The organism is Halopiger djelfimassiliensis (genome assembly GCF_000455365.1).
Classification (GTDB): Archaea; Halobacteriota; Halobacteria; order Halobacteriales; family Natrialbaceae; genus Halopiger_B; species Halopiger_B djelfimassiliensis.
This window is the reverse complement of record NZ_HG315685.1, coordinates 830,073-853,064: the sequence shown is the minus strand read 5'-3', so window position 1 is coordinate 853,064 and position 22,992 is coordinate 830,073. Positions and strand designations below refer to the sequence as shown.

Here is a 22,992-nt window from a genome sequence, read left to right as displayed (position 1 = left end):
TCCGATGTTTTTTCCATATATAAATAGGTACTGATTCAACGGATGAAACAGTTGGGGAGTTCATTACAATGGTAAATAATATGGAATCGAAGGACGGAATAGAGATAGAGGGCCACATACACGGCGTTGAACCGATGACGAACCCGGTGGGAGCGAGTGGTCGCCGTTCGCGGACCGGACGTCGTTCCTTCTCGGGGTGTATCCCCGTTCGCTCGAGTCGTCGAGCGGAAACGCCGCTCAGGTCCACGCATTCAGCGAAAGTGGGTACTGTTCGCCGCCCCGCCATTCGAGGAACTGTTCGATACCGGTCGCTGGTGTGATTCTATCATACGGTATCACGAAAACAAGGCGACTGCATCGGAATTTCGACCGATCGCGCCATTGGCTAGAGGATCTCCCACACACATATATAATATTCAATAATAATACTATAGAATTGAAATATTGGACAATATATTCATAGATTGGTTGTGTATTTTATCGAATTTATCCAATAATGTATAACAAATATTGAGGGGCTGAAGCTCAAAACAAAAGTTTATGATACTTGGGACACTCGTGTCAGTCGGAATGTCGAACGAGACGAGGCTTTCACGACGAACGTTCCTGCAGGCAGCGGGATCCGGTGCAGCGGTCGCGACGATTGCGGGCTGTCTGACGGGAAAACCCGAGGGTGGAGATGGGGAAAACGAGTTGAACCTGATCAACTCGACGATCACGACGCTCGATCCGATTCAGGCGACGGACACCGCGTCCGGTCACGTCATCCAGCAGGTCTACGAACCGTTAACCCACTATCCCAACGGGGAGACCGAAACCGAGGAGCTGCTCGCCGAAGACGTCGAGATCTCCGACGACCTGTTGACCTACCGGTTTACGCTCAAAGACGCTCAGTTCCATAACGGCGACCCGGTGACCGCCGACGACGTCGTCTACTCGTTCCGGCGGCTTGCTGAATCCAGATACACCGAGCGAGCGAACTTCCTGCTCGACGATATCTTCCTTTCGGTCGAGCACGAGACCACGACGATCGAAAGCGAGGACGGTGAGGAGCGCGAAGTCGCCGCACCCGATACGATCGCCGTCGAAGCGGTCGACGAGAAGACCGTCGAGATGACACTTTCGAAGCCGCACCCGAACGCACTGGAGCTGCTCGCGTACGACGCGTTCGCGATCATCCCGGAGGGACTCGTCGGCGATATCGAGGGGTACGACGGCGAGATCGACCACGACGAGTTCTCATCGGAAACGATGGTCGGCAGCGGTCCGTTCGAGTTCGACGAATGGGTACCCGACTCCAAGGCACGAGTGACTCGGTACGAGGATTACCACGGCAGCGTGGCCAATATCGAAGCTGTCCAGTGGGATATCATCGAGAAGGACGAACCTGCACACACCCATGCAATGGGAGGCAACGTCGATATCTTCGGTCCGTCGAAAGGAATGCCGACAGCGAAGTACCAGCAGAGCAAAATCGACGCCGAAGAGGACGATCTCGGCCGACTGGTCGGTACGTACGGACCGGCCGAAAACGGCGAAACGTTCGAGTACGTCGGCGTTCCACAGCTTTCGACCTACTACGTCGCTTTCAACGCCACGGCGGTTCCGCGCCCGGTTCGGAGAGCGGTCGCGTACGTAACCGACCACGAGGAACTCATCTCGGATGTCTTCAAAGGGCGTGGCAAAGAGGCGTTCACGTTCACGCCCCCGGACGCCTTCCCCGGCGGGCAGGACAGATACGAGTCGTTCATCGAGGACTACCCGTACAAGCCAAACGAGACCGACCGCGATACCGCAAAAGAGATCCTTCGGGAGGCCGGCTACACGGAAGACGATCCATACGAGCTCACCCTGACGACCTACGAATCCGACGTCTTCCAGAACTTCGGCCGGGATACCCGGGACAAACTCAGTGGCACCGGCATCGAACTCCAACTCGAGCAGGCACCGTTTTCGACGCTCATCGATCGCGGCGAGAAGGGGACCCTCGAGTTCTTCTCGCTGGCCTGGACCTGGAGTTGGCCCGCGGCGGACTACGGTATGTTCGGGTTCGAGCCGGAAAACACCGACACGTCACGCATGCCCGAGGAGACCAACGGCTACTACATCGACTGGCACGCCGCCGATTCCGACGCCGCAACCAAGGCCCAGCAAGCGTGGGAACGCGTCGAGAACAACCCCGATCCTGACGCACAGGATATCCGTAACGAAGCCTACATCGAGATGGAAGAAGCCGTCAGGGAGGACGCGATCATGATCCCGCTCTATCACGACCTCGAAGAACGGTTCATCTACGACTACGTCGACATCGAGAAGTTCGGGGCGATGGGGGCCTATCAGCAGCGGTTCAATAACGTCACGCTGGATAAATAACGTCGTTCTGGATCGGTCACGTTCCGTGGCCGTCCATCACTTCGATCAATAATAGGGAGGTTTATAATACTGGAATGCTCGAGCAATTTGTAGTAACAGTCATGATGAATACGGCGTGGACGGGTGAGTCGTCATGAGTCGGTGGCGATACTTCTTCCGTCGACTACTACTGTCGGTCCCGGTGGTCCTTCTCGGACTCACGATGACGTTTATCTTCGTGCGGATGGGGCCGATCGACCCGGTCGCTTCGATCGTCGGTGAACAAGGGGGTGCAGCGAGTCGAGTGCAGATCAGGGCCCGGCTTGGTCTCGATCAGCCGCTGTGGAAGCAGTATATCGATTATATGACTGATATGCTGACGTTCGACCTCGGCCAGTCGTGGATCATTCAGCCGGAGACGAGCGTTTGGAGTCTGCTCCGAATCTACGGGCCACGGACGCTCTGGCTCGCGTTCTGGTCGGTGTTGATCCCGCTTTTCATCGGGATCCCGCTCGGCTTTTACGCCGGCCTGAATGCCAACACGAAACGGGATTATCTCGTCTCCTTCGGCGGAATCGTCTGGCGGGCCATGCCGAACTTCTGGCTGGCGATCATCCTGCTTGCGGTTCTCAGCCAGTCCGAACGGTTCCTCTTTGGCATCGACTGGCAGACGTTCGGCGTCGAGATCAACAGCCTCATCGGCCAACCGCCGCTGGATTTCATCGGAGTGACCGAATGGACCTCGATCGGCTTCCTGAGTATCCCGATCGGCGTCTACTTCTCCGGAACGACGTTACTGGCCTCGATCAAGCAGGTGCTGCCGGCGGCACTCGTGCTCGGTTCCGCCTCGATGGGCAACGAAATGCGCATCGGTCGGACCGCAGTGCTGGAGACGATCAACTCGAACTACGTCGAAACCGCGAAGGCAAAGGGGGTTTCGGGCCGCGTGATCGTCTGGAAGCATGTCTTCCGGAACGCGATGATCCCGCTGATCCCGATCATCTCGAACGAGGCGTTCCTGTTGTTCGGTGGCTCGGTCATCGTCGAATACATCTTCGGGATCAACGGTATCGGATACCTGTTCTATCAGGCCACAATACAGGGGGATCTCCCGCTCGTTGGCTCGTTGATGTTCGTCTTCATCGTCGGAATCGTCTCGGTCAACATCATTCAGGACCTGCTGTATACGGTGTTTGATCCGCGTGTGGGGTACGAATAATGAACCGAAACGCATCTACCGAATCCGACACCACGCTTCGTGATCGTATCGCCGCGAACCCGCGGCCGGCACTGGTCTGGGTGACCGGTGTGGTCGTCCTGATTGCGCTCGAACTCGGCAGAGCGGCCGGCGGCGTCGTTCGACTCGGCGGCGCGGTTCGGTTCCTTATCGAAGGGATCGCTGCCGGGCCTCGCTGGTTCGAGGGTGTCGTCACTGGATCGGCCGGACCAGCGGCTGGAACGATCGCTTTCGGCATAATAGCGGTGCTGTTGCTTGCGCTGACTGCCGTCCTTCTCAAGTGGCTGGTCATCCCGTGGTCGCTCGTCGACCGCCTCGATCTCGAGGTCAGTTCGGAACTCGAGGATGTCATCGAACGGGCACTGTGGACCGTCGTGCTCGGCGCTGTCGCCGCCGTGCTCGTCGCGACGCCGGTCGGCGGTCTCATCGAAGCCGTGATCGGCGTCGTTACCCGCGGGTTGGATTGGGTGAGTTCGTTGCCGACGCTGACGAGCAGGGAAGTGATCCCGAACCAGGGTTACAAGACCCCTGACGGCAGTTGGGAAGGGACGTTCCTCGGCCTCTCGCCAGCGGTGGCGTGGGCGCTTCGCGTGGCCGTCGTGTACGCTTACGCGTTCGTCTTCCTGGGCTGGTTCTGGAAGGGGTACGAGATCTTCCGGACACACTATCGGGAAGCCGACTGGACACCCCGTGACGATAGCGTCAATCGCCTCCGAAACCACTACTGGGGGATGTTCGGCTTTATCGTCGTGTTCGCGTTCGTCGTCATGGCGCTGTGGGCACCCGCGGTCAGTCCCGTGACGGCCGAGGAGAACCTCTACAGTCCGTACGAACATCAGATCGAATACTACGACGACGGGGGTGTCCAGACGATTACTCACGGAGACGCGAACGGAAATACTAGTTCGGACGGGACGAACAACGTCGGACTGATGAGCTACGATCAGTACGATCGGTTCCATCCGGCCGGGACGAATCAGGACGGGAAGGATCTGTTCACCTTCCTCGCGTACGGGTCGCAAGTATCGCTGGTGATCGGCATACTCGCGACCGTTCTGATGGCGTTCGTGGCCACGGCACTGGCGCTGATAACGGCGTACTACAAGGGCGTGGCTGACCTGCTGACGGTCGTCGTCAGTGACTCCATCATTTCGATGCCACGACTCCTCGTAGTTCTGCTGTTGTCGGTGTTGTTCATGGAAGCGAACCATCCGCTCGCAACGATCTACGACGGAGGATTACTCTTGGCACTGATATTCGCAGCGACGGGCTGGCCGTTCCTCTGGCGAGCGGTCCGCGGTCCGTCGCTACAGGTCGCGGAACAGGAGTGGATCGACGCCGCAAAGAGCTACGGGCAGAGCCCGGTGACGACGATGCGAAAGCACATGTCGCCGTACATCGCCGGCTACATGCTCATCTACGCCTCGCTGTCGCTCGGTGGCGTTATTATCGGGGTTGCAGCCCTCTCGTTCCTCGGGTTCGGCGTTCAGGCACCCACCCCCGAGTGGGGTCGGGCGGTCTACGAGGGACGACCATACGTTTCGACCGTGTCGTGGCACATCGCGACGATCCCCGGGATCATGGTCGTCATCCTGGTCACCGGCTTCAACGCGCTCGGTGACGGGATCCGCGACGCGATCGATCCACAGAGCGAAGCCGGCGGAAACGATGCCGGTGCTGCCGCAACCGGAGGTGGTGGCTAATGGCGGACCGCTCCGTGACCGATCGGTCAGAGCCGATCATCACCGTTCGGAACCTCCAGACGGCGTTTTTCACCGACAAGGAGGTGATCCGGGCCGTCGACGGCGTCGACTTCGAGATCAGACCCGGCGAGACGGCCGGTATCGTCGGCGAGAGTGGCTCGGGGAAAAGCGTCACCGCCCGCTCGATCATGGGACTGGTCGACTCCCCCGGACGCGTGCTCGAGGGCAGCAGTATCCGGTTCCAGCACCTCGAGACCGTCCGGGAGTTCGCACGGCGGTTCCCCGATCGAACCGTCGACCTCGACGCGCTGGAGGCCGAATACGATCCGGAATCGCTGTTCGACTACGACGGCGTCGACGCCACGCCGTCGACGTTCGGTTACGACAGCCGCGAGGCGGCGACGATGGAGGACTTCGTCGGCGCGTACGCCGCGTCGCTCGGGTTCCTCGACGAAACCGACTGCGTCTTCGTCAGGGGCGGCGGTTCGGACGATCCGGACGCGATCGACGACGGGTTCGTGGAGATCACGAACTGTACTGGCAAGGCCCAGCGGGCGATGCGCGGCGGTCGGGTTGCGATGGTGTTCCAGGACCCGCTGACGAGTCTCAACCCCGTCTACACGGTCGGGAACCAGATCAAGGAGGCGCTCGAACTCCATCAGGATCTGACGGGACAGGAAGCGACCCGTGAAGCCATCGAACTGCTGGAAGCCGTCGGCATCCCGGACGCACGCCGACGCGTCGACGAGTATCCACACCAGTTCTCCGGCGGGATGCGCCAGCGCGCCGTCATCGCGATGGCATTGGCATGCGATCCGGAGGTGCTGATCTGTGACGAGCCGACGACGGCACTGGACGTGACGATCCAGGCCCAGATTCTGGACCTGCTCGCCGAGTTACAGACCGAACGGGACATCGGGATCATGTTCATCACCCACGACATGGGTGTGATCGCAGAAATCGCCGACCGCGTAAACGTCATGTACGCCGGCGAGATCGTCGAGACTGCGGACGTGGTCTCGTTGTTTGCTGATCCCAAACATCCCTACACGCAGGGGCTGCTCCGCTCGATTCCGGGCCGGCAACGCGACGATAAGCTCGAGACGATCGACGGAAACGTCCCGACGCCGAACGAACCGGCGACGTACTGTCGGTTCGCACCACGGTGTCCGAAAGCCTTCGAGGAGTGTGAGCAGGTCCATCCCGAGCCGATTCCCGTCGACGAGGATGCGGACGATCACACCGCCGCCTGTCTGCTCTATTCCGAAGACGGATCGACGGACGAACTGAGGCCCAACGCTGACCGGGACACACGATCGCGATCGCGAGGTGACGACTGATGAGTCAGGATGCCCTTCGCAGCGAAACCGACACTGGAACCGCAACCGAACCAGCGGACTCACATCCCGCGGACGAGGACGTCATGGTCGAGGTCCGGAACCTGCGGACCTACTACGAAGACGACGGACTGCTCGGCGGCTCGCCGGTCAAAGCAGTCGACGGCGTTTCCTTCGACATCAAACGCGGGGAGACGCTCGGGCTGGTCGGTGAGTCCGGCTGCGGGAAAACGACCCTCGGACGGACGCTCATCCAACTCGAGTCCGCGACCGGTGGCGAGATTCGATTCGACGGGACCGATATCACGGAGCTGTCGGGTGCCGAACTCAAGAAGTGGCGTCGAAACGCCCAGATGGTGTTTCAGGACCCGGACTCGAGTCTCAACGACCGGATGACCGTCGGGGAAATCGTCCGGGAGCCGCTGGACGTTCACGACTGGAAAACGCCCGCGGAACGTCGCCAGCGCGTCAAGGAACTGCTGGATACGGTCGGTCTCCAGCGCGAACACTACTACCGGTATCCCCACCAGTTCTCCGGCGGCCAGCGCCAGCGGATCGGGATCGCACGGACGTTGACGCTCGAGCCGGAGTTCATCGTCCTCGACGAACCGGTCTCGGCGCTCGACGTTTCGGTTCAGGCCGAGGTCATCAACCTCCTCGAGGAGCTCCAGGAGGAGTTCGGTCTCACGTACCTCTTTATCGCTCACGACCTCTCGGTGGTCCGGCACCTCTGTGATCGGGTCGCCGTGATGTATCTGGGGAACATCATGGAACTCGGGCCGACCGAAGAGTTGTTCTCCGATCCGTCGAACCCGTACACGCACTCGCTGTTGTCGGCGATCCCGGAGCCGGATCCGACGGCCGACAAAGATCGGATCACGCTCCATGGAACGCCGCCAAGCCCACGGCATCCCCCGGATGGGTGTCCGTTCAGCACCCGGTGTCCGGCCCGGATCCGGCCGCCGGAGTACGACCACCTCGAGAACGAACTGTGGACCCAGCTCAATACGCTCCGCGAGGTGCTTCGGGAACGCCAACGAGCCGAGCGGTCGATCACCGATCGGATTCGGGAACTGCTCGGCAAGGAAACCCGCTTCGGAACGATCGACGAGATCTACGACGAACTGTTCGGCGAGTACGACCTCCCGCCGGAGGTCGAGTCGGTGCTCGAGGAAGTCGCCGATCACGTCCGTAAAAACGACGAAACAACGGCTTTAGAGATCATCGACGACGAGTTCGGTAGTATCTGTGATGGCTGTGAACCCGGAACCGGATCCGGCGCGGAAGCAGATCCGGTCGAGCCCGAGTACCACGTCGTCAGCGATTCGGGCCGGCGGAGTCTCTGTCACCGCCACGGGGACGAGTATCGGGAGCCCGACGAGGTACTCGACGAGCGCCATCGGAACTGATATCGATGACCGATCCAACGGACGAATCGACAGCCGATCGACTTCCCGTGGCGGTACTCGTCTGTCTCGATGCCGTCACGTACGCCTTCACGGTGGCGCTGACGACGACCGTTATCGCCGTCTCCCTCGCTTTCGTCACCGGTGGCGGGTTCACCCGTGTGAAGTACGTGTTGTTCGTCGTTGGGTTCCTGTTGCTCGGCTACGCGACGGTCAGGCTCTGGCCGTCGTCGCCGAGCGATCTCGAGGACGATCACGCACGCGAGAGCGACGCGATGACGACGGCCAGTCTCACGACCGATTCGATCCCGGCGTCGGCGGACCAAACGCGGTTTCAGTCGTTCGTTCGGGCGATGCCGCCGCTGCGCTGGCTCCCGGCACCGCCGCCGACATACCGGATGTCGCCGCCCGGAAAGCTCTTTCTGGGGAGTCTGTTCGTCTTGCTCGTGTCGTATCTGCTGGAAGCACTGTTCGGGTTCTAAGGCCACGTCCGGCTTTCGCCCGATATCGAGCAGTCCCGAGAGGGAGCGGTGAACGCCGACAGTCGTCGGTCGTCAGGACGGAAAAGAGTTATCTCGTTCCTGTCCCCAACGGCGTGTATGACAGAGATCGGAGACGAGGAGACGCCCGACCAAGCCGTAAAAATCAGCAAGAGCGCGGTCAAAAACGCTTGGCAACAAACCAACGACGAGATGGAACTGCTCGCCGAAACGCGCCGTGAGGACGGCTGGGAGACCGTTTCGATCCCTGCAGTCGATACGGCCACAGTGAGTCGCGACGCCGGCAGGGAGGACTGGTTCGGTATCGTTCACGTGATTCCGGGCAACTACGCCGATGCATTTACCGATGCCTTCGAGCGGGGGACCTTCCCTCAGTACGAGGTCTACCGAAACGTCGTCGACGGGTTCGCGTTTCAGGTCACCGAACTACTCGATCCCGAAATCGAGACGGCGATCCTGCTGGCCGGGCAGTACGAGCTTCGATACGTGCCCGGAATGCGTTCGACGGCCCACGAAGAGGACATGCTCTATACACACGTCAAAACGCTCGACGGGACGGTTCTCGGCTCGTTCCGTCACGACGAGTTCGAGCCGCTCATGCCGTCTCCCGACCGGACCCCGGGCGTGGACAGGTGAACGCACTCGAGCCACTGAACACACCCGTCGAATCCTGACCCGCCGAAAGGCGACGCGCTACTGGTCGCCGTCTTCGTCGACGATAACGACCTCGCCGTCGACGACGTCGACGTTGATCAGCGTTTTGACGTTGTAGCCGGCGTCGTCGACTTTGTTCTCCCCGCCGACTTTCTTGATGACCGCGACGGTGTCGATGACCTCCGCGCCGATCTCGTCGAGGGCCTCGAGCACCGATGCGAGGGTTCCGCCCGTCGAGAGCACGTCGTCGAGCACGAGTACGCGTTCGCCCTCGCGGACGTCGTTGATGTACATCTCGTTCTCGGAGTAGCCCGTCTTCTGCGAAATCGCGACCTCGTCTTCGAGCCCGTACTGCCGTTTTCGAATGACGGTCAGCGGGATGTCGGTCATCAGCGAGACCGCAGTCGAGATGTGAATGCCCATCGCCGCGGGCGTGACGATTCGGTCGACCTCCTCGAGTTGTGCCTTCCGGATGATTCGGATGACGATTTCGCGCAACAGTGTCGGATCCAGCTTCGGCACCCCGTCACTGATCGGGTGGACGAAGTAGTGATACCCGTTTTTCTCGACGATCGGCGCTTCGAGGAGCGACTGTTTGAGCTGATCCATGTCGTGGGTGGGGCGGTAGCGGAGTAAAAGTTGACGATCCGATCGAGCCGTGAGTCGGTGATACTGATCGCCGCTGATAGATCCCGCACGAGAGTCGCCCGGAGAACTCAGTCGTCCGAGCCGTAACTCAGCTCGGGTGGTTGGTCGCCGTGTCCGAGGCGCATATTGCGCTCGTGATAGATGTGGACGATCGCGGTCACGGTAACCGTCGCGGCGATAATTCCGGTCCACGCGAGGTTCGACAGCAGCGTCATCGGGTAGATTTCGAGCCACAGCGCGGCGACGAGTGCGGAACTGATAGCGCCCAGCGAGAGGTACAGTTCACGCCACGCGAACTCACGTCCCGGGACGATCTCGAGGTAGACGCTGATATCCCGCGTCCGGTCGGTCGGCCGGATGACGCCCTCATCGGAGTCGAACTCGAGGATACCGGCCTCGTCCATCTTCGGGAGGTGGGTCTGCTGGAGCGTCGTATACACGCGCTTTCGTTGTGCGGGGGTCACGCCGTCAAGCGTCGTCTGATACTCCCAGGCCGCAACTTGCTGGGCGAGGTCCCCGAGTTCGACGGGTTGCCCGTCCTGTTTCAGGAAATGGAGGACGTATCGCCGTCGCTGATTGCGCAGTACCTCGAAGACCTCGCCTTTTCGAAGGGCGGTAGCGCCAGTCTCTCCGCTGTCGGCGTCGTTCTCGTCGGCGCTGTCGTCTCCGCTGTCGTCCGTCTCGTTCATGCCACGGTATTGTTGCTGGGCCACTGCGGATCACCTCGATATACCAGTCGAACTCGTTCCCGACTCCGGACTGTCCTTGGTATCTCGGGGCAGGAACGCCACCTATATAGTTCTCCTGACCGATCGAGCGGTTACGATTCACCTGACGGCTCGCCGACCATCGCCGCAATCGAGTCCGCAATTTCGCCACCGAGTCCCGCTTTCGACCCCGTATAGCGGGCGGCGTCGGCCTCGTGGACCAGCAACGCTCGCGTTCGATCGGCACCCATTACGCTCGCGTCGTTCGCAACGACGAACGCGAGATCGGCGCGCTCGAGCGTCTTTCTTGCCTGTGCTATCATCTCGCCGTCGTCGCCGGAGGTTTCGGTTTTGAATCCGACGATCGGCAACTCCGGCCGGTCGTCGCGAATCTCGTCGATGAGTTTCGGCGTCGGCTCGAGCTCGAGCGTGAGTTCTTGGCCGGAGCGGATCTTGTCGGGGCTCGTTTCGACGGTATAATCGCCGATCGCAGCCGCCGAAACGAGCACGTCGGCGTCGGCACAGGCCGTCCGCGTCGCCTCGAGCATCTCCCGTGCGCTCTCGACCTCGCGGACGGTCGCGTAGGGGACGTCCGGCCCGTCCTGAACGAGGGTCACGTCGGCCCCGCGAGCGTAACAGGCTTTCGCGACGGCCCGCCCCATCTTCCCCGACGAGCGGTTGGTCAACACGCGGACCGGGTCGATCGACTCGCTGGTTGCGCCGGCCGTGACGACGACATGGGATCCCGCGAGCGGGCAGTCGCCGGCCGCGCGGGCGACGTCACAGACGATCGCTTCCTCGCTTGCGATCTTGGCCTTTCCTTCCTCGAGTCGCGGATCGACGAACGCGACGCCCCAGTCCTCGACGGTTTCGATGGCCTCGAGCACGCCGGGGTGGTCGTACATCGGCTCGTGCATCGCGGGGGCGATCACGACCGGCGTGTCGGCCCCGAGTGCGGTCGTCGCACACGTCGTCACCGGCGTGTCGTCGACGGCACCGGCGATCTTGCCGACGGTGTTTGCGGTCGCCGGTGCGATCAGGAAGACGTCGGCCCAGCCGTCGTACCCACAGAGATCGACGTGTTCGACGCTGCCGGTGATCTCGGTGACGACATCGTCGTCGGTGGCGAACTCGACGGCCCAGGGGTGGACGATCCCCTGTGCGCTGTCGGTCATCACCCCGCGAACGTCGGCACCCTGGCGTCGCAACTCGTGGGCCAACTCGACCGTCTTGACGGCCGCGATCGATCCCGTCACTCCGAGCGCGACGTTGATTCCCTCGAGCATTCGTCTGCCCTTCTCACGGTGGCGTGTTAAGGGTAGCGAGGCACTGTTACTGTCGGCGACGGGAGCGGACGGATGCTGAAGCGAGCGCTCGGAGCCGCGGCTCCGGTGTCGACTGGTCGGCGGGACGACGACTCGGTGCTGGCCGTTCCGGATCGAACCGCCCGAGGCGTTAGATCAGCGAAACCGCGCCGTTGTGATCGAGGAGCCCGTTATCAGTTCCGGGGTGCTCGCCGTTGCCCGCCTCGTAGTAGTCGGCGGTGCCGTCCATCATGTCCGTAATCTCGGATTCGGCCTCGAGATAGGAGGTAGCCTCGTGGGGAACGGCGTCGTCGATGTGTGCCGCGGCGATACCGAACGTGTCGTTGGGGCCGCTCCAGAGCCGTGCGTGTGTTCGGCCGACGATCCCGAACGGGCCCGATGCGACCGACGCTTCGTGTTCGGTCCACTCGCCGTCGATGTACATATGACGGCTGTACTCGACGGGAAAGGTGTTCCAGAAGAGACCACCTTCCCCGTCGATTTCGACCGCGAGCGCGTCCGCGTCGGCGGTCGAGTTCGAGAGGAGGTTTACGGGTCCGTGGAGTTCGTACCCACCGCTGTCCGCGGCGTGGTAGTACTTCGGGACGGCCGATGGAAACGGCGTCTCCGCCTCGTCGGCGACGCCGGAACGCATGAGCGCCTCGCGCTCGGACTCGAACAGCGTCGCCCACTCGTCACCGCGGGCGTGGTGTGTCTCCCAGTCGGTTCGGAGTTCCCGTTGGCCGGTCCGTGGAAGGTCGTCCCGTTCCGGTGCTCGTCGAGAGATCGTCCGTTCTTCGACGACTTCTCGCATCCCGTAGCGGTCGACGAGGTCGGAACTCCGTTTTCGCTTCGTGATGACCACCTCGTCCGCCGTGATTTCCGCGTGGATCACTTGCTTTCCTGTGACGCGAATATCCGTGAACGGGGAGCCGGTGTCGTCGGATGCACCTGCGCCGGTGATCGACATCGCTGCTGGGACGAGAGCGGTCCCGAAGGAACCGAGAGTCGTTCGGCGGCTGATTTCGTGGTTGCGCTCGTCGGAGGGGCTATCTTGGGACATCTCACGAGTATCATCCGAGATAATTGCAATGCACTTTCGCCCTAATATCTTAAATTACCATGATACGTACTCGTCCGTAACCGTCTCGAAGCCGGTTCCAGCGAACGGACGCCACCGTTCAGCGATCGCTCCGTCGTCCGGATCGGGAGAGCGGATTCGATACCGTGCTCGTCACGTACTCGTGGCGTTTTCCCCGCAGCCGCATCGCGGTCAGCGCCTTGTGCACCGTCGTATCGTCGAACAGTGCGCGTTCGTCGCGCCGGACTCGATCCCCGGGGACCCCCGGATCGGATCGAAGTGTCTCGAACGCTTGCTCGCACTGCGTGCGGATTCGTCGCCAGCAGACCCGCTCGTCGAGAGCCAGTTCGTCACTGATCGTTGCGACGAGTTCCCCGAGGTGGTTCTGGAAGAGCGCGTAGTACAGCTTTCGGTACAGCTCCCGTTCGGTTTCGGCGTCGACGTCCGAATCCGGATACGGCTCGAACGAGCGGCCGTGTTCCCCGAGTCGGCCGCGATGGACCCGGATCCCGCCGAGGTCCCGAACCAGCGTCGCCAGCGGCCGCGCGGTCGACTCGTCGAAGACGATCAGGCTGTTCTGGAGGTGGCTCTCGAGGGCGATGCCGTAGGGACACAGTAGCCGGAGCTGTTCGGGGACGACGACTGCGGCATACTGCTCGAGAAACGCGAGCGCTGCGGCTTCGGGACTCGAGAGATCCATCGCCGTCCCGTACCGATCGATCACCTCACGGACGAGCGGTCGCCCCGTCGTCGGCGCGTCGGCGACGAGGCTCGCGGCGACGACCGGCACCGCTCCCTCCGGGACGAGCCGGTGGGCAGCCGGATTCGTCCGCACGAGTCCCGAGAGGTGTCGCGCGTCGTCGAACCCGTCGCCGTCGGGGTGAGGTCCGTCAGGTGGGTCGTAACACGTCGCCGCGGGTTCTCCGAGGATGCCCAGCGTCTCGAACGATTCCCGTTGGTCGATCGCCCGCAGAATGTCGGTCACCTGCGGTCCGTTCGTCACGGCATGCGGTGACAGCGTCCGGACGACGTTTGTCGTCTGGACGGAAACCGCGAGCTTGAGGTGTGGGAGCGGGCCGTCGGTGGCGGTCGTCTCTCTGTGGGATACGGCCGCGGCTTCGCTCTCGTACGGGACCACCGTTCGGAGATTGAGCTGGGGTGTCACCCGGCGCGTGTAGTCGGGAATCGGGACGACTCGTCCGTCAGCGATCCGGTCGGCGTACCGGTCCGGGATCGTCCGGTGGAACTGCAGCGGGTGGACTGGCACGACGGCGTACCCCGCCGGGTCGCGTCCGGCGGGAACCGCGCGTTCGAGCGCGCCGTCGAGTCCCGCGAACGTCGCGATCAGTCGATCCGTCAGGCTGTCGGCATCCACCTCGCGGGCACGCGTTTCCTTGGCGACTCTCCGATCGATCGCGACAAACCGGAGATCGATCCGGGCCGTAAACTCCGGCGCATACGCGAGGCCGTCGGCGGCCGTCATCCCGCGACGGAGCTTGCCGGCCGGGTGGAAGGGGTGGCCGCCGGTGACGATCCGTTCGAACGCAGTCGCGCGGTCGGCTGCCGGAACCCCGGTTGCAACGCGCTCGAGCGGCGAGCCGTCTTCCGGAACGGACACCTGTCCGACCGCGTCCGCCTGCACGTCTTCGGCAAGCCGCGCCAGTGCGAGGTTGGCGACGCTCTCGGCGAGTTCGGTACGGATCCGATCGGCCTGCTCGGCGTCGCTGAACGCACCCTCGCGCTCGAGCAACGGAACGAGGTCGATCGGATGGCCGATCTCCGTTTTCGCGTCCGCTTCCCTCGACTGTGTTGCACCGCTGCGCTCGCTCGCCGGCCACTGATACAGCGGTCCGGCGAGCCGGTATCGATCGTAGCCGTGTCTGGCCGCGACCGGCGCGACGAGGACCGACTCGGAGGTAGGAAACGGCAACAACGCGAGCCACCGATATCGAGCCGGCAGCGACGCGACGAGCGAGCGCAGCCGATCGGCGGTAAGCGCCGCCAGTGGCGCCGGTTCGTCGGGAAGCGCGTCCGGCTCGGCTCCGACCACGCGGTGGTTGGGGAGGCCGGCCGGGCGACCGCGGAGCAACCCTCCGACGAGCCGTCGACAGATCTCGCGTCTCGCCTCCGGGAGCGCCTCGAGGTACGCCGACTCGGGCGGCCGCGTCAGACCGTGGACTCGCGCGTAACGGACCGCGGGACCGAAGGCGTCGCGTTCCGCGTCGGTTCGGAGCCGCGGCGGACCGTGCCGATCCGTCGAGGTCATGCGATACCGGTGGCGACTCCCACGCGCTCCGTGAAAACTCTCGGGACCGCTTAGCGCACCGTGAACACCGGTCGGTGCCCGGCGGATGACACGATCAGTCCCGCTCGACGCTCGGGTGCATCGTCGGCTCCTCGTCTAACGGCTCCGCGAACGCGTCCAGAATCGTCTCCCGAGCCCGCTCGTCGCGGCGCTTGCGCTCTGTCTCGTCGACCTCCTCGCAACCCGGCGGGATCTCCCGGCCGCGGCCGGTAAAATAGCCCGCCGGGGCGACCCAGTCGTGGTAAAAGTCGACCTCGGAGTCGTGGATCACCGCGAGACCGACTTTCGCCCCGTGGCCGGCCGCAACGATCGCCTGATGGGGTTCGTTGGCGAGCCGCCCGGCGGCGTAGACGCCGTCGACCGCAGTGCGGCCGGCCTCGTCGACGTTGACGAAGTGTTTACTCCCGCGCTGGATCCGTCCGACATCCAGCGGCACGAGGTAGTCGCTGTCGGACCAAGAGGCGGCGATCAGTCGCCGAGTCTCGAGGGGCTTGCCGCCCTCGGTCTCGAGGCGGAACCCTCGGTCGAGCGCCGTCTCCGCAACCGGCTCGACACGCGTCACGCGACCGAGTTCGAACTCGGCACCTGCGTTCCGGGCGTGTTGTCGGGACAGTTGCAGGTACCGGCGGGCGTCGACGCCGTCCGGGAACCCGGGGTAGTTCTCGAGGCTGGCGTTGCGTGCGAGGATGGATTCGCCGCCGTCGACGACGATCGTGTCCAGTCCCGCGCGAGCGGTGAAGATCGAGGCGGCGAGCCCGGCGACGCCGCCGCCGACGATACAGACATCTCGCATGTCACCGGATTGGCCGTCGCCGCTATAGAAGGTTCGCAAACGCTCTAGGTCCGTTGCCGGACTGTCGCGATAGCAATCCTTACTTTCGGCTCGCGCGTACGCCCCGTGTGGACAGAATTCTCCTCAGCACCGTCGCCTACCGCTCGCCCGAGGAGGTCTTTCCGTACGTGCGGTCGTTTACCGACTACCCGAAGTACACGGAGCATCTCAAGGACGTCCGCGTACACGGTGATGGCGGCGTCGGGGCCGTCTACGACCTCACACTCGCTTGGTGGAAGCTCAGTTACACCGCTCGCTCGAAGGTAACAGAGGTGTCCGCACCGGAATCCCTCGAGTGGCGACTGCTCAACGATATCGACGCCCGGGGGGAGTGGCGCGTCGAACCGGAACCCGACGCCGCACCGGCCGGCGAAGAGACGGCGAGCCGGATCTTCTTCGAAGCGATCTACGACCCCCAGTCGGCCGACGAAAGCACCGTTTCGCTTCCCCGATTCGTCTCGCTGGACTGGGTGGTCGAGAAGGTCGAACCCCGCCTGTTGAACGAGGCCGAAGCGGTCGTCGAGCGGTTAGTCGCCGATATCGAAGGAACGCGACGCGACGTGGAGTTGACGGTTCACGAGGGGCCGTAGCCGGTCGGCGGATCGCTGACGGCAGCCGAGACGGAACGCGTGGGACCGTGCGGTCGAGGGAAACCCACTTACTGTTCGCCAGCGAACCGCGAGCCATGGTGGAGGAGGATCCGTCGTGCGTGTGATCGTCGTCGGTGCCGGTGAAGTCGGCTCGAACATCGCGGACAGTCTCGCACACGACCACGAGGTCGTCGTCATCGATCGTGATTCGGACCGCGTCGAGTCGATCACCTACTCACACGACGTGCTGGCGATCGAAGGCGACGGCACGTCGCTCGAGACCCTCGAAGAGGCCGGCATCGAGAAGGCGGATATGGTGATCGCAAGCACCGACATCGACGAAACCAACGTCGTCGTCTGCGGTGCGGCGAAGGCGGTCACCGATCCGTTCACGATCGCGCGAGTGAAAAAGACGAATCTGTTACGCACCTGGGAACGTTCACAGGAAGCGTTCGGCGTCGACTTCATGGTGTGTACCGACCTGCATACGGCCGAGGCGATCATCGACATCGCCGGCCTTCCGGGGGCACACGACGTCGACAGCTTCGCGAACGGCCTCGTCCGGATGGCCGAGTTCGAGGTGGATACGGACAGTCCGGTCGCCGGCGAGACGGTCTCACAAGCGGATCGCTTCGAGTCGCTGACGTTCGCAGCGATCCTCCGCGACGATGATGTCATCATCCCGCGAGGCGAGACGGTGATCGAGGCCGGGGATGCCGTCGTCGTCATCGGGTCCGCGGAAAGCGTTCGCGGGTTCGCGGGGACGCTTACCCCCGCCCCGACGCTCGAGGACGCAAACGAGGTGGTCATCGTCGGCGGGAGCGAAATCGGCTATCAGGCGGCACGACTCTTCGAGGAACAGGGGCTGGAGCCGCGACTCGTCGAACGCGACCCCGAGCGAGCACGCGAACTGGCCGAGCGATTGCCGAATACGCTCGTTCTCGAGAGCGATGCGACCGACATCGACTTTCTCGTCCGCGAGCACGTCGACGAGTCGGATATCGTCGTCGCCGCGCTCGATAGCGACGAGAAGAACCTGCTCGTCTCCCTGATCGCGGACCGAATCGGCGTCGAACGAACGCTTGGTATCGTCGAATCCGGCGAGTACGTCGACCTCTTCGAGACGGTCGGCATCGACGTCGCGATCAACCCGCGTACCGTGACCGCAGAGGAGATCACCCGCTTTACCCGGGAGAAACGCGCCGAAAACCTCGCTATGATCGAGTCCGACCGGGCGGAGGTCCTCGAGATCGAGGTCAACCGGGAGAGCCTGCTTTGCGGGAACCGCATCCGTGAGGTGACGAACGAACTGCCGGAGGGCGTCGTCATCGGCGCGATCACCCGGGACGGGGAACTGATCACGCCGCGAGGGGAGACGGTCGTCGAACTCGGGGATCACGTCGTCGTCTTCGTCGACACCGAGGTCCTCGACGAGGTCGCGGCGGCGCTGTAGGCGTGAGCCGCCGGGTCACCTTTCACACACCGTCTCCCCGGCGATGAGCTCACCACAGCGTGTGGGGCCAGACGAAGGTAAACAGGAGCCAGATGAGCACGGTCAGAACCGCCGTCATGACGGCGTTCAAGATAAGTCCCGTCCGCAGCATGTGACGCTGTTTGACGTAGCCACTGCCGAACACGATGGCGTTAGGCGGCGTCGCGACCGGGAGCGCGAACGCGAAACTCGCCGCGATCGCCCCGGCGACCGAGAGAAACAGCGCCGTCGACACGTCCGTCAGCCCGAGCGTCGCAGAGAAAACGCTGCCCAGGCTGATGAGGAGCGGAACGATGATGCTGGTCGTCGCCGAGTTCGACGTCATCTCGGTCAGGAAGATCACCAGCAACACGACCGCGCCGATGACGAGGACGATGGGTGCACCGACGAGCCTGCTGAACACCGTCTCGGCCATCCACTCGGTCGCGCCAGTGTCGGCGAGGGCGTTCGCCAGCGAGATGCCGCCGCCGAACAGCAACAGGGTACCCCAGTCGATATCGACCAGTTCGTTCCACTCCATCGTGTCGGCGAGTACGAGCGCGGGTACCGCGGCGACGCCGACCAGCACGTAGTACAACAGCCCCTGATGGCCCGCAGTACCGAAGACGGTCATCCCTTCGCCGCCGAACAGCGAGCTCATCCAGACGCTCGAGAGATACGGTTCGAAGAACTCACCGAGACCGCCGAGCATCCAGAGGCCGGCCGTCGCGGCGAAGATCAGCGCCACGCGCTTGCCGCGCGGATCGAGGGGGCCGAGCTCCGCGAGCTGTTGTCCGGCGACGCCTCGTGCTTCGGTGACGTCCGGCAGTCGAGGCGGGTACAGCACGTACGTCAGGAGGAACCAGACCAGCGGGAGCGTCACGACGACGATCGGGAAGCCGACGAAAAACCAGTCGACGAACCCGACTTCGTAGTCGAGCATGGCGTTGAGTTGACTCACGAGGATCGCGTTCGGCGGCGTGCCGATGATCGTGCCGACGCCGCCGATACTGGCGGCGTAGGCGGTGCCAAGCAGCATCGAAACCTGCATGTTCGTAAACGCGACCGACTCGTCGGCACCGCCGTTTGCGGCCGTTTCGGTCGCCCGAGCGTCAGCGGTCGGAGTCTCGGCCGACGCGAGATCGTCCCGGTCGAGGACCTGCGTGAGGACGCCGACCGCGATGGGCGTCATCATCGCGGCCGTCGCGGTGTTCGAGACCCACATCGACAGCACGGCGGTCACGAGCATGATCGCGAGAACCAGTCGCCGCGGGGAACCCCCCATAGTGGCGATGGTATACAGCGCGATTCGCCGGTCGATGTCGTACTTCTGGATGCCGTTTGCGAGCATAAAGCCCGCGAGAAACAGGAAGATGATGTGATCGGCAAACCCCGCCAGTGCAGCGTCCATATCGTCGTAGACGCCGGTCGCGGTCAACAACACCGGAATCGTCAGTGCCGTGACCGCCAGCGGCAGCGCGCCACTCGCCCAGAGGACGGCCGCGAAAAACATCGTCGCGATCGCGTACTGCCCCGCTATCGTGAGTCCGTCCGGATTCGGCGCAGCGGCGATCGACACGGTTCCGACAATCGCGAGGGAAAACAGGACGATTCGTGCCTGAGACTGTCTCAGACGTCCATGTATCATTGATACATGCGATAATTGTAATTATTACTGTTAAACCTTGCCATGAAACCATCCCGCGCGAATCGCCCGCTAAAAGTGTCGAACGATGGCGACGACCTGCTCATCGGTCAGTTCCCCGCCGTAGAGGTCGAGCAGGGACCGTCGTCGCTCCCGGGAAAGCGACCGCGTACCGCTCTCGAGCATCGAGAGATGGGCCTGCAGGAGGTCGTCGATCTCCCGCTCGACCGCCCGCTGATCGTAGCCGGCCGCGACCCGGAGCAATCGCCAGGCGAGCGGCGATATCTCGTCTACGTGCGGCTGGTCAGCGGCACCCATACGCGGTTGGAGACGGGAACAGCAAAAGGGTCTATTGAAATCGCTCGCTTTCGTTGCTGATGTCCCGCTTCGAGCCGATCGCGCGGGATCGGCCGACAGGACGCCAGCGTCGTCTCAAAGGGCGTATCCGTGGCTGCCGTCCTCGGTCTCGAGAAACGCCTCGAGCAGATCGATCGTGGCGGCGACGTCGTCGACGTGGGCCGTCTCGGTGACGGTGTGGAGGTACCGCGTCGGGATCGAGATCGCGCCGACGGGTTTCGCGCCGGCGACGTTCTGGAACCCGGCGGTGTCGGTGCCGCCAGCGGGGAGGATCTCGAACTGGTAGTCGATCCCGTCGTCTTCGGCGACGGCCTTCAGTCGGCGGTGGACTTTGGGGTTGGTGATGACGCTCGAGTCTTTCAGTTTGATCGCGGCCCCGTCACCGAGGTCGGTGACGTGGTCGCCGTCCTCGAACCCGGGGACGTCGTTGGCGACGGTCACGTCGAGCGCGATCGCGAGATCGGGATCGATGTCGACGCCGAGCGCCTGTGCGCCCCGGAGTCCGACCTCCTCCTGAGCCGTCGCACAGAAGTGAATGGTCGCGTCGGGATCCTCGAGCCGCCGCGCGGCCTCGAGCATCGCGAACAGGCAGATCCGGTCGTCGAGGGCCTTCCCGGTGATCGTCTCGCCCATCCGTTCCGTCGACTGGTCCATGGTGACGAGATCACCCGGCGAGATGCGCTCGGTGGCCGTCTCGTACGGCAGGCCGACATCGACGAAGACGTCCTCGACCGTCGGCGGACGCTCGCGTTCCTCCTCGTCGAGGGTGTGGGGCGGCGGTGACCCGATCACGCCGGGCAGGTCGCCGGTTTCCGTGTGGATCGTCACCCGCTGGGCCTTGAGCACGCGGGCGTCCCAGCCCCCGAGGGCGTCGAGTTCGACGAACCCGTCGCCGTCCTCGTCGCCACGGACATGCCGGACCATAAAGCCAATCTCGTCCATGTGGGCGGCGACGGCAACCGAGTGGTCGGACTCGCCGTCGAGAGTCCCGACGACGTTCCCCATCGCGTCGGTACGGACGCGATCGACGCTCTCCTCGAACTCCCGGCGAACGAGGTCGCGAATCCGGTCCTCGTAGCCGGGGACGCCGCTCGTCTCGGTCAGCTCGGTCAATAGCTCGAAATCGAATCCTGTCGAGTCCATGATGGCATCTGTGCGCCGTCTCAGCTATAAAACCGTGGATAACGGTCGGATCAGCCCGTAGCGGAAGTGAGCGCGAGCCCTTGAACCGTTGCGATATTAACCGCGGGGTATTAACGGGTTGACCCGTTACGAATGCGTATGAGTGACGTACGTGTCGCAGGAACTGGGCTCACGTCGTTCGGAAACACGCCCGAACGGACGGGTCGGGACCTCTTCGCGGAAGCGAGCAGCAAAGCGTTCGAGGACAGCGGCGTGGCTCGGGACGACGTCGAGGGCCTCCTCTACGGGAACTTCATGGGCGAACTGTCCGAACATCAGGGCCATCAGGGGCCGCTAATGGCCGAAGCCGCCGGTATTCAGGCACCTGCGACCCGGTACGAGGCCGCCTGTGCCTCGAGCGGGGTCGCCGTCCGGGACGCGGTCAAGCGGATCCGCAACGGGGAGGAAGACGTCATCCTCGTTGGCGGGGCCGAACGGATGACCAACCTCGGCACGGCGGGCGCGACGGAGGCGCTTGCGATCGCCGCCGACGACCTCTGGGAGGTGCGGGCCGGCATGACCTTCCCCGGCGCGTACGCGCTGATGGCCAAGGCGTACTTCGACGAGTTCGGCGGCTCCCACGAGGATCTGGCCCACATCGCGGTCAAGAACCACGAGAACGCGCTGAACAACGAGAAGGCGCAGTACCAGAGCGCGATCGACGTCGACGACGTCCTCGATGCGCCACAGGTCTCGAGTCCGCTCGGGCTGTACGACTCGTGTCCGATCTCCGACGGCGCGGCCGCGGTCGTGCTCACGAGCGAGGACTACGCCCGGGAGCACGATCTCGACGCGCCGGTCGCGATCACGGGCACCGGGCAGGGCGGCGACCGACTGGCGTTGCACGACCGCGAGCACCTCGCCCGATCGCCCGCGGCCCGCGAGGCCGGCCTCGAGGCGTACGACGACGCCGGCGTCGATGCAGGAGCCATCGACGTCGCGGAAGTCCACGACTGCTTTACGATCGCCGAAGTGCTCGCGATCGAAGCGCTCGATCTCGAATCGGTCGGCGAGGGGATCACGGCGGCTCGCGAGGGACGGACGACGGCCGACGGCGAGACGCCGATCAACCTCTCGGGCGGTCTGAAGGCAAAGGGACACCCCGTCGGCGCGACCGGCGCGTCACAGATCGCGGAGGTATCGAAACTGCTGGCCGGCGACCATCCAAACAGCAAATACGTCGCGGACGCGACGACAGGGATCGCCCACAACGCGGGTGGAACCGTCGCCAGTGCGACCGTCCACATCTTGGAGGTGAGCGACCGATGAGCGACACCGAAGTGCAAGACGCCGGGTTCGACGACTGGCTCGACGCCGCCGCCGACGACGAGGCGTACTCGCTCGAGTGTCCCGAGGGGCACCACTCCCTGCCGCCACGGCGCGTCTGTCCGGACTGTGGAGCGACGACCCTCGAGGAGGTGCCGCTGCCGGAGACGGGCGAGATCGAGACGTTCACCGTCACGCACGTTCCGACCCCGGCGTTCGAGGACGACGCGCCGTACGCGACGGCAATCGCGTCTTTCGGATCCGTGCGCGTGACCGGGCAGGTCGTCGACACCGATCTCGAGACCGTCGAGACCGGCCTCTCGGTCGAACTCGAGGTGACCGTCTCGGAGACGACGGGCGAACGCGTGCTCGGGCTCGCTCCCGCGTCGGGGGACTGACGCCCGTCGAATAGCGC

General features: G+C 63.6%; 20 protein-coding genes. 11 read left to right on the top strand and 9 right to left on the bottom strand.

Annotated elements, in window-relative coordinates; genetic code table 11:
- Positions 1-570: 570 nt before the first annotated feature.
- The 7 genes from TX80_RS09990 (at position 571) to TX80_RS09960 (ending at position 9,171) form a co-directional block, all read left to right on the top strand.
- On the top strand, positions 571-2,373 hold the full coding sequence (locus tag TX80_RS09990) for an ABC transporter substrate-binding protein (RefSeq protein WP_049922954.1): 1,803 nt from the start codon (positions 571-573) through the stop codon (positions 2,371-2,373).
- Positions 2,374-2,506: 133 nt separating this feature from the next.
- Positions 2,507-3,571, top strand: a complete 1,065-nt coding sequence (locus TX80_RS09985) for an ABC transporter permease (protein ID WP_049922953.1) — start codon at positions 2,507-2,509, stop codon at positions 3,569-3,571.
- Positions 3,571-5,292: an ABC transporter permease gene (locus TX80_RS09980; RefSeq protein ID WP_049922952.1), complete on the top strand. Its 1,722-nt coding sequence runs from the start codon at positions 3,571-3,573 to the stop codon at positions 5,290-5,292. The genes TX80_RS09985 and TX80_RS09980 overlap by 1 nt, the downstream gene beginning before the upstream one ends.
- Positions 5,292-6,632 carry an oligopeptide/dipeptide ABC transporter ATP-binding protein gene (locus TX80_RS09975; RefSeq protein ID WP_049922951.1) on the top strand — a complete coding sequence of 447 codons (1,341 nt, stop codon included), beginning with the start codon at positions 5,292-5,294 and terminating at the stop codon, positions 6,630-6,632. Before TX80_RS09980 ends, TX80_RS09975 begins: the two co-directional genes overlap by 1 nt.
- Entirely contained in the window at positions 6,632-8,038 is a 1,407-nt protein-coding gene (locus TX80_RS09970; protein WP_049922950.1) for an ABC transporter ATP-binding protein, read from the top strand. Before TX80_RS09975 ends, TX80_RS09970 begins: the two co-directional genes overlap by 1 nt.
- Positions 8,039-8,043: 5 nt before the next feature.
- On the top strand, positions 8,044-8,517 hold the full coding sequence (locus TX80_RS09965) for a DUF7555 family protein (RefSeq protein ID WP_049922949.1): 474 nt from the start codon (positions 8,044-8,046) through the stop codon (positions 8,515-8,517).
- Between the two features lie 117 nt (positions 8,518-8,634).
- Positions 8,635-9,171: a DUF7529 family protein gene (locus TX80_RS09960; RefSeq protein WP_049922948.1), complete on the top strand. Its 537-nt coding sequence runs from the start codon at positions 8,635-8,637 to the stop codon at positions 9,169-9,171.
- Between the two features lie 57 nt (positions 9,172-9,228).
- Here TX80_RS09960 and hpt read toward each other — a convergent pair whose 3' ends face one another.
- From hpt to TX80_RS09930, 6 genes are all read right to left on the bottom strand, one after another.
- Entirely contained in the window at positions 9,229-9,798 is a 570-nt protein-coding gene (hpt, locus tag TX80_RS09955) for a hypoxanthine/guanine phosphoribosyltransferase (RefSeq protein WP_049922947.1), read from the bottom strand.
- A 107-nt stretch (positions 9,799-9,905) separates the two neighbouring features.
- Positions 9,906-10,526, bottom strand: coding sequence for a DUF7344 domain-containing protein (locus TX80_RS09950; protein WP_154658626.1), 621 nt, complete (start codon positions 10,524-10,526; stop codon positions 9,906-9,908).
- Positions 10,527-10,657: 131 nt separating this feature from the next.
- Positions 10,658-11,830 (bottom strand): bifunctional phosphopantothenoylcysteine decarboxylase/phosphopantothenate--cysteine ligase CoaBC, encoded by a 1,173-nt coding sequence (gene coaBC, locus TX80_RS09945; protein ID WP_049922945.1) that lies wholly within the window; start codon positions 11,828-11,830, stop codon positions 10,658-10,660.
- A gap of 169 nt (positions 11,831-11,999) precedes the next feature.
- A complete protein-coding gene (locus TX80_RS19755; protein ID WP_230198705.1) occupies positions 12,000-12,911 on the bottom strand; it encodes a hypothetical protein in 912 nt (303 codons plus the stop codon).
- Positions 12,912-13,029: 118 nt separating this feature from the next.
- Complete coding sequence (locus tag TX80_RS09935) at positions 13,030-15,195, bottom strand: IucA/IucC family protein (protein WP_049922944.1); 2,166 nt, start codon at positions 15,193-15,195, stop codon at positions 13,030-13,032.
- Between the two features lie 94 nt (positions 15,196-15,289).
- Positions 15,290-16,027, bottom strand: a complete 738-nt coding sequence (locus tag TX80_RS09930) for an NAD(P)/FAD-dependent oxidoreductase (RefSeq protein WP_049922943.1) — start codon at positions 16,025-16,027, stop codon at positions 15,290-15,292.
- Between the two features lie 107 nt (positions 16,028-16,134).
- Between TX80_RS09930 and TX80_RS09925 the strand changes: the two genes are divergently transcribed.
- Both TX80_RS09925 and trkA read left to right on the top strand, forming a co-directional pair.
- Complete coding sequence (locus TX80_RS09925) at positions 16,135-16,656, top strand: SRPBCC family protein (protein ID WP_049922942.1); 522 nt, start codon at positions 16,135-16,137, stop codon at positions 16,654-16,656.
- Between the two features lie 115 nt (positions 16,657-16,771).
- A complete protein-coding gene (gene trkA, locus TX80_RS09920; protein ID WP_049922941.1) occupies positions 16,772-18,109 on the top strand; it encodes a Trk system potassium transporter TrkA in 1,338 nt (445 codons plus the stop codon).
- 49 nt (positions 18,110-18,158) lie between these two features.
- Here trkA and TX80_RS09915 read toward each other — a convergent pair whose 3' ends face one another.
- The 3 genes from TX80_RS09915 to TX80_RS09905 form a co-directional block, all read right to left on the bottom strand.
- Positions 18,159-19,775: an SLC13 family permease gene (locus tag TX80_RS09915; protein ID WP_049922940.1), complete on the bottom strand. Its 1,617-nt coding sequence runs from the start codon at positions 19,773-19,775 to the stop codon at positions 18,159-18,161.
- Between the two features lie 69 nt (positions 19,776-19,844).
- Positions 19,845-20,090, bottom strand: a complete 246-nt coding sequence (locus TX80_RS09910; RefSeq protein WP_049922939.1) for a hypothetical protein — start codon at positions 20,088-20,090, stop codon at positions 19,845-19,847.
- 114 nt (positions 20,091-20,204) lie between these two features.
- Positions 20,205-21,272: a M42 family metallopeptidase gene (locus TX80_RS09905; RefSeq protein WP_049922938.1), complete on the bottom strand. Its 1,068-nt coding sequence runs from the start codon at positions 21,270-21,272 to the stop codon at positions 20,205-20,207.
- 138 nt (positions 21,273-21,410) lie between these two features.
- On the opposite strand from TX80_RS09905, the gene TX80_RS09900 reads away from it, so the two are divergent.
- Together TX80_RS09900 and TX80_RS09895 are read left to right on the top strand one after the other, a co-directional pair.
- Positions 21,411-22,580, top strand: coding sequence for a thiolase domain-containing protein (locus tag TX80_RS09900; RefSeq protein ID WP_049922937.1), 1,170 nt, complete (start codon positions 21,411-21,413; stop codon positions 22,578-22,580).
- Complete coding sequence (locus tag TX80_RS09895; protein WP_049922936.1) at positions 22,577-22,975, top strand: Zn-ribbon domain-containing OB-fold protein; 399 nt, start codon at positions 22,577-22,579, stop codon at positions 22,973-22,975. The genes TX80_RS09900 and TX80_RS09895 overlap by 4 nt, the downstream gene beginning before the upstream one ends.
- The last annotated feature ends 17 nt before the right edge of the window (positions 22,976-22,992 follow it).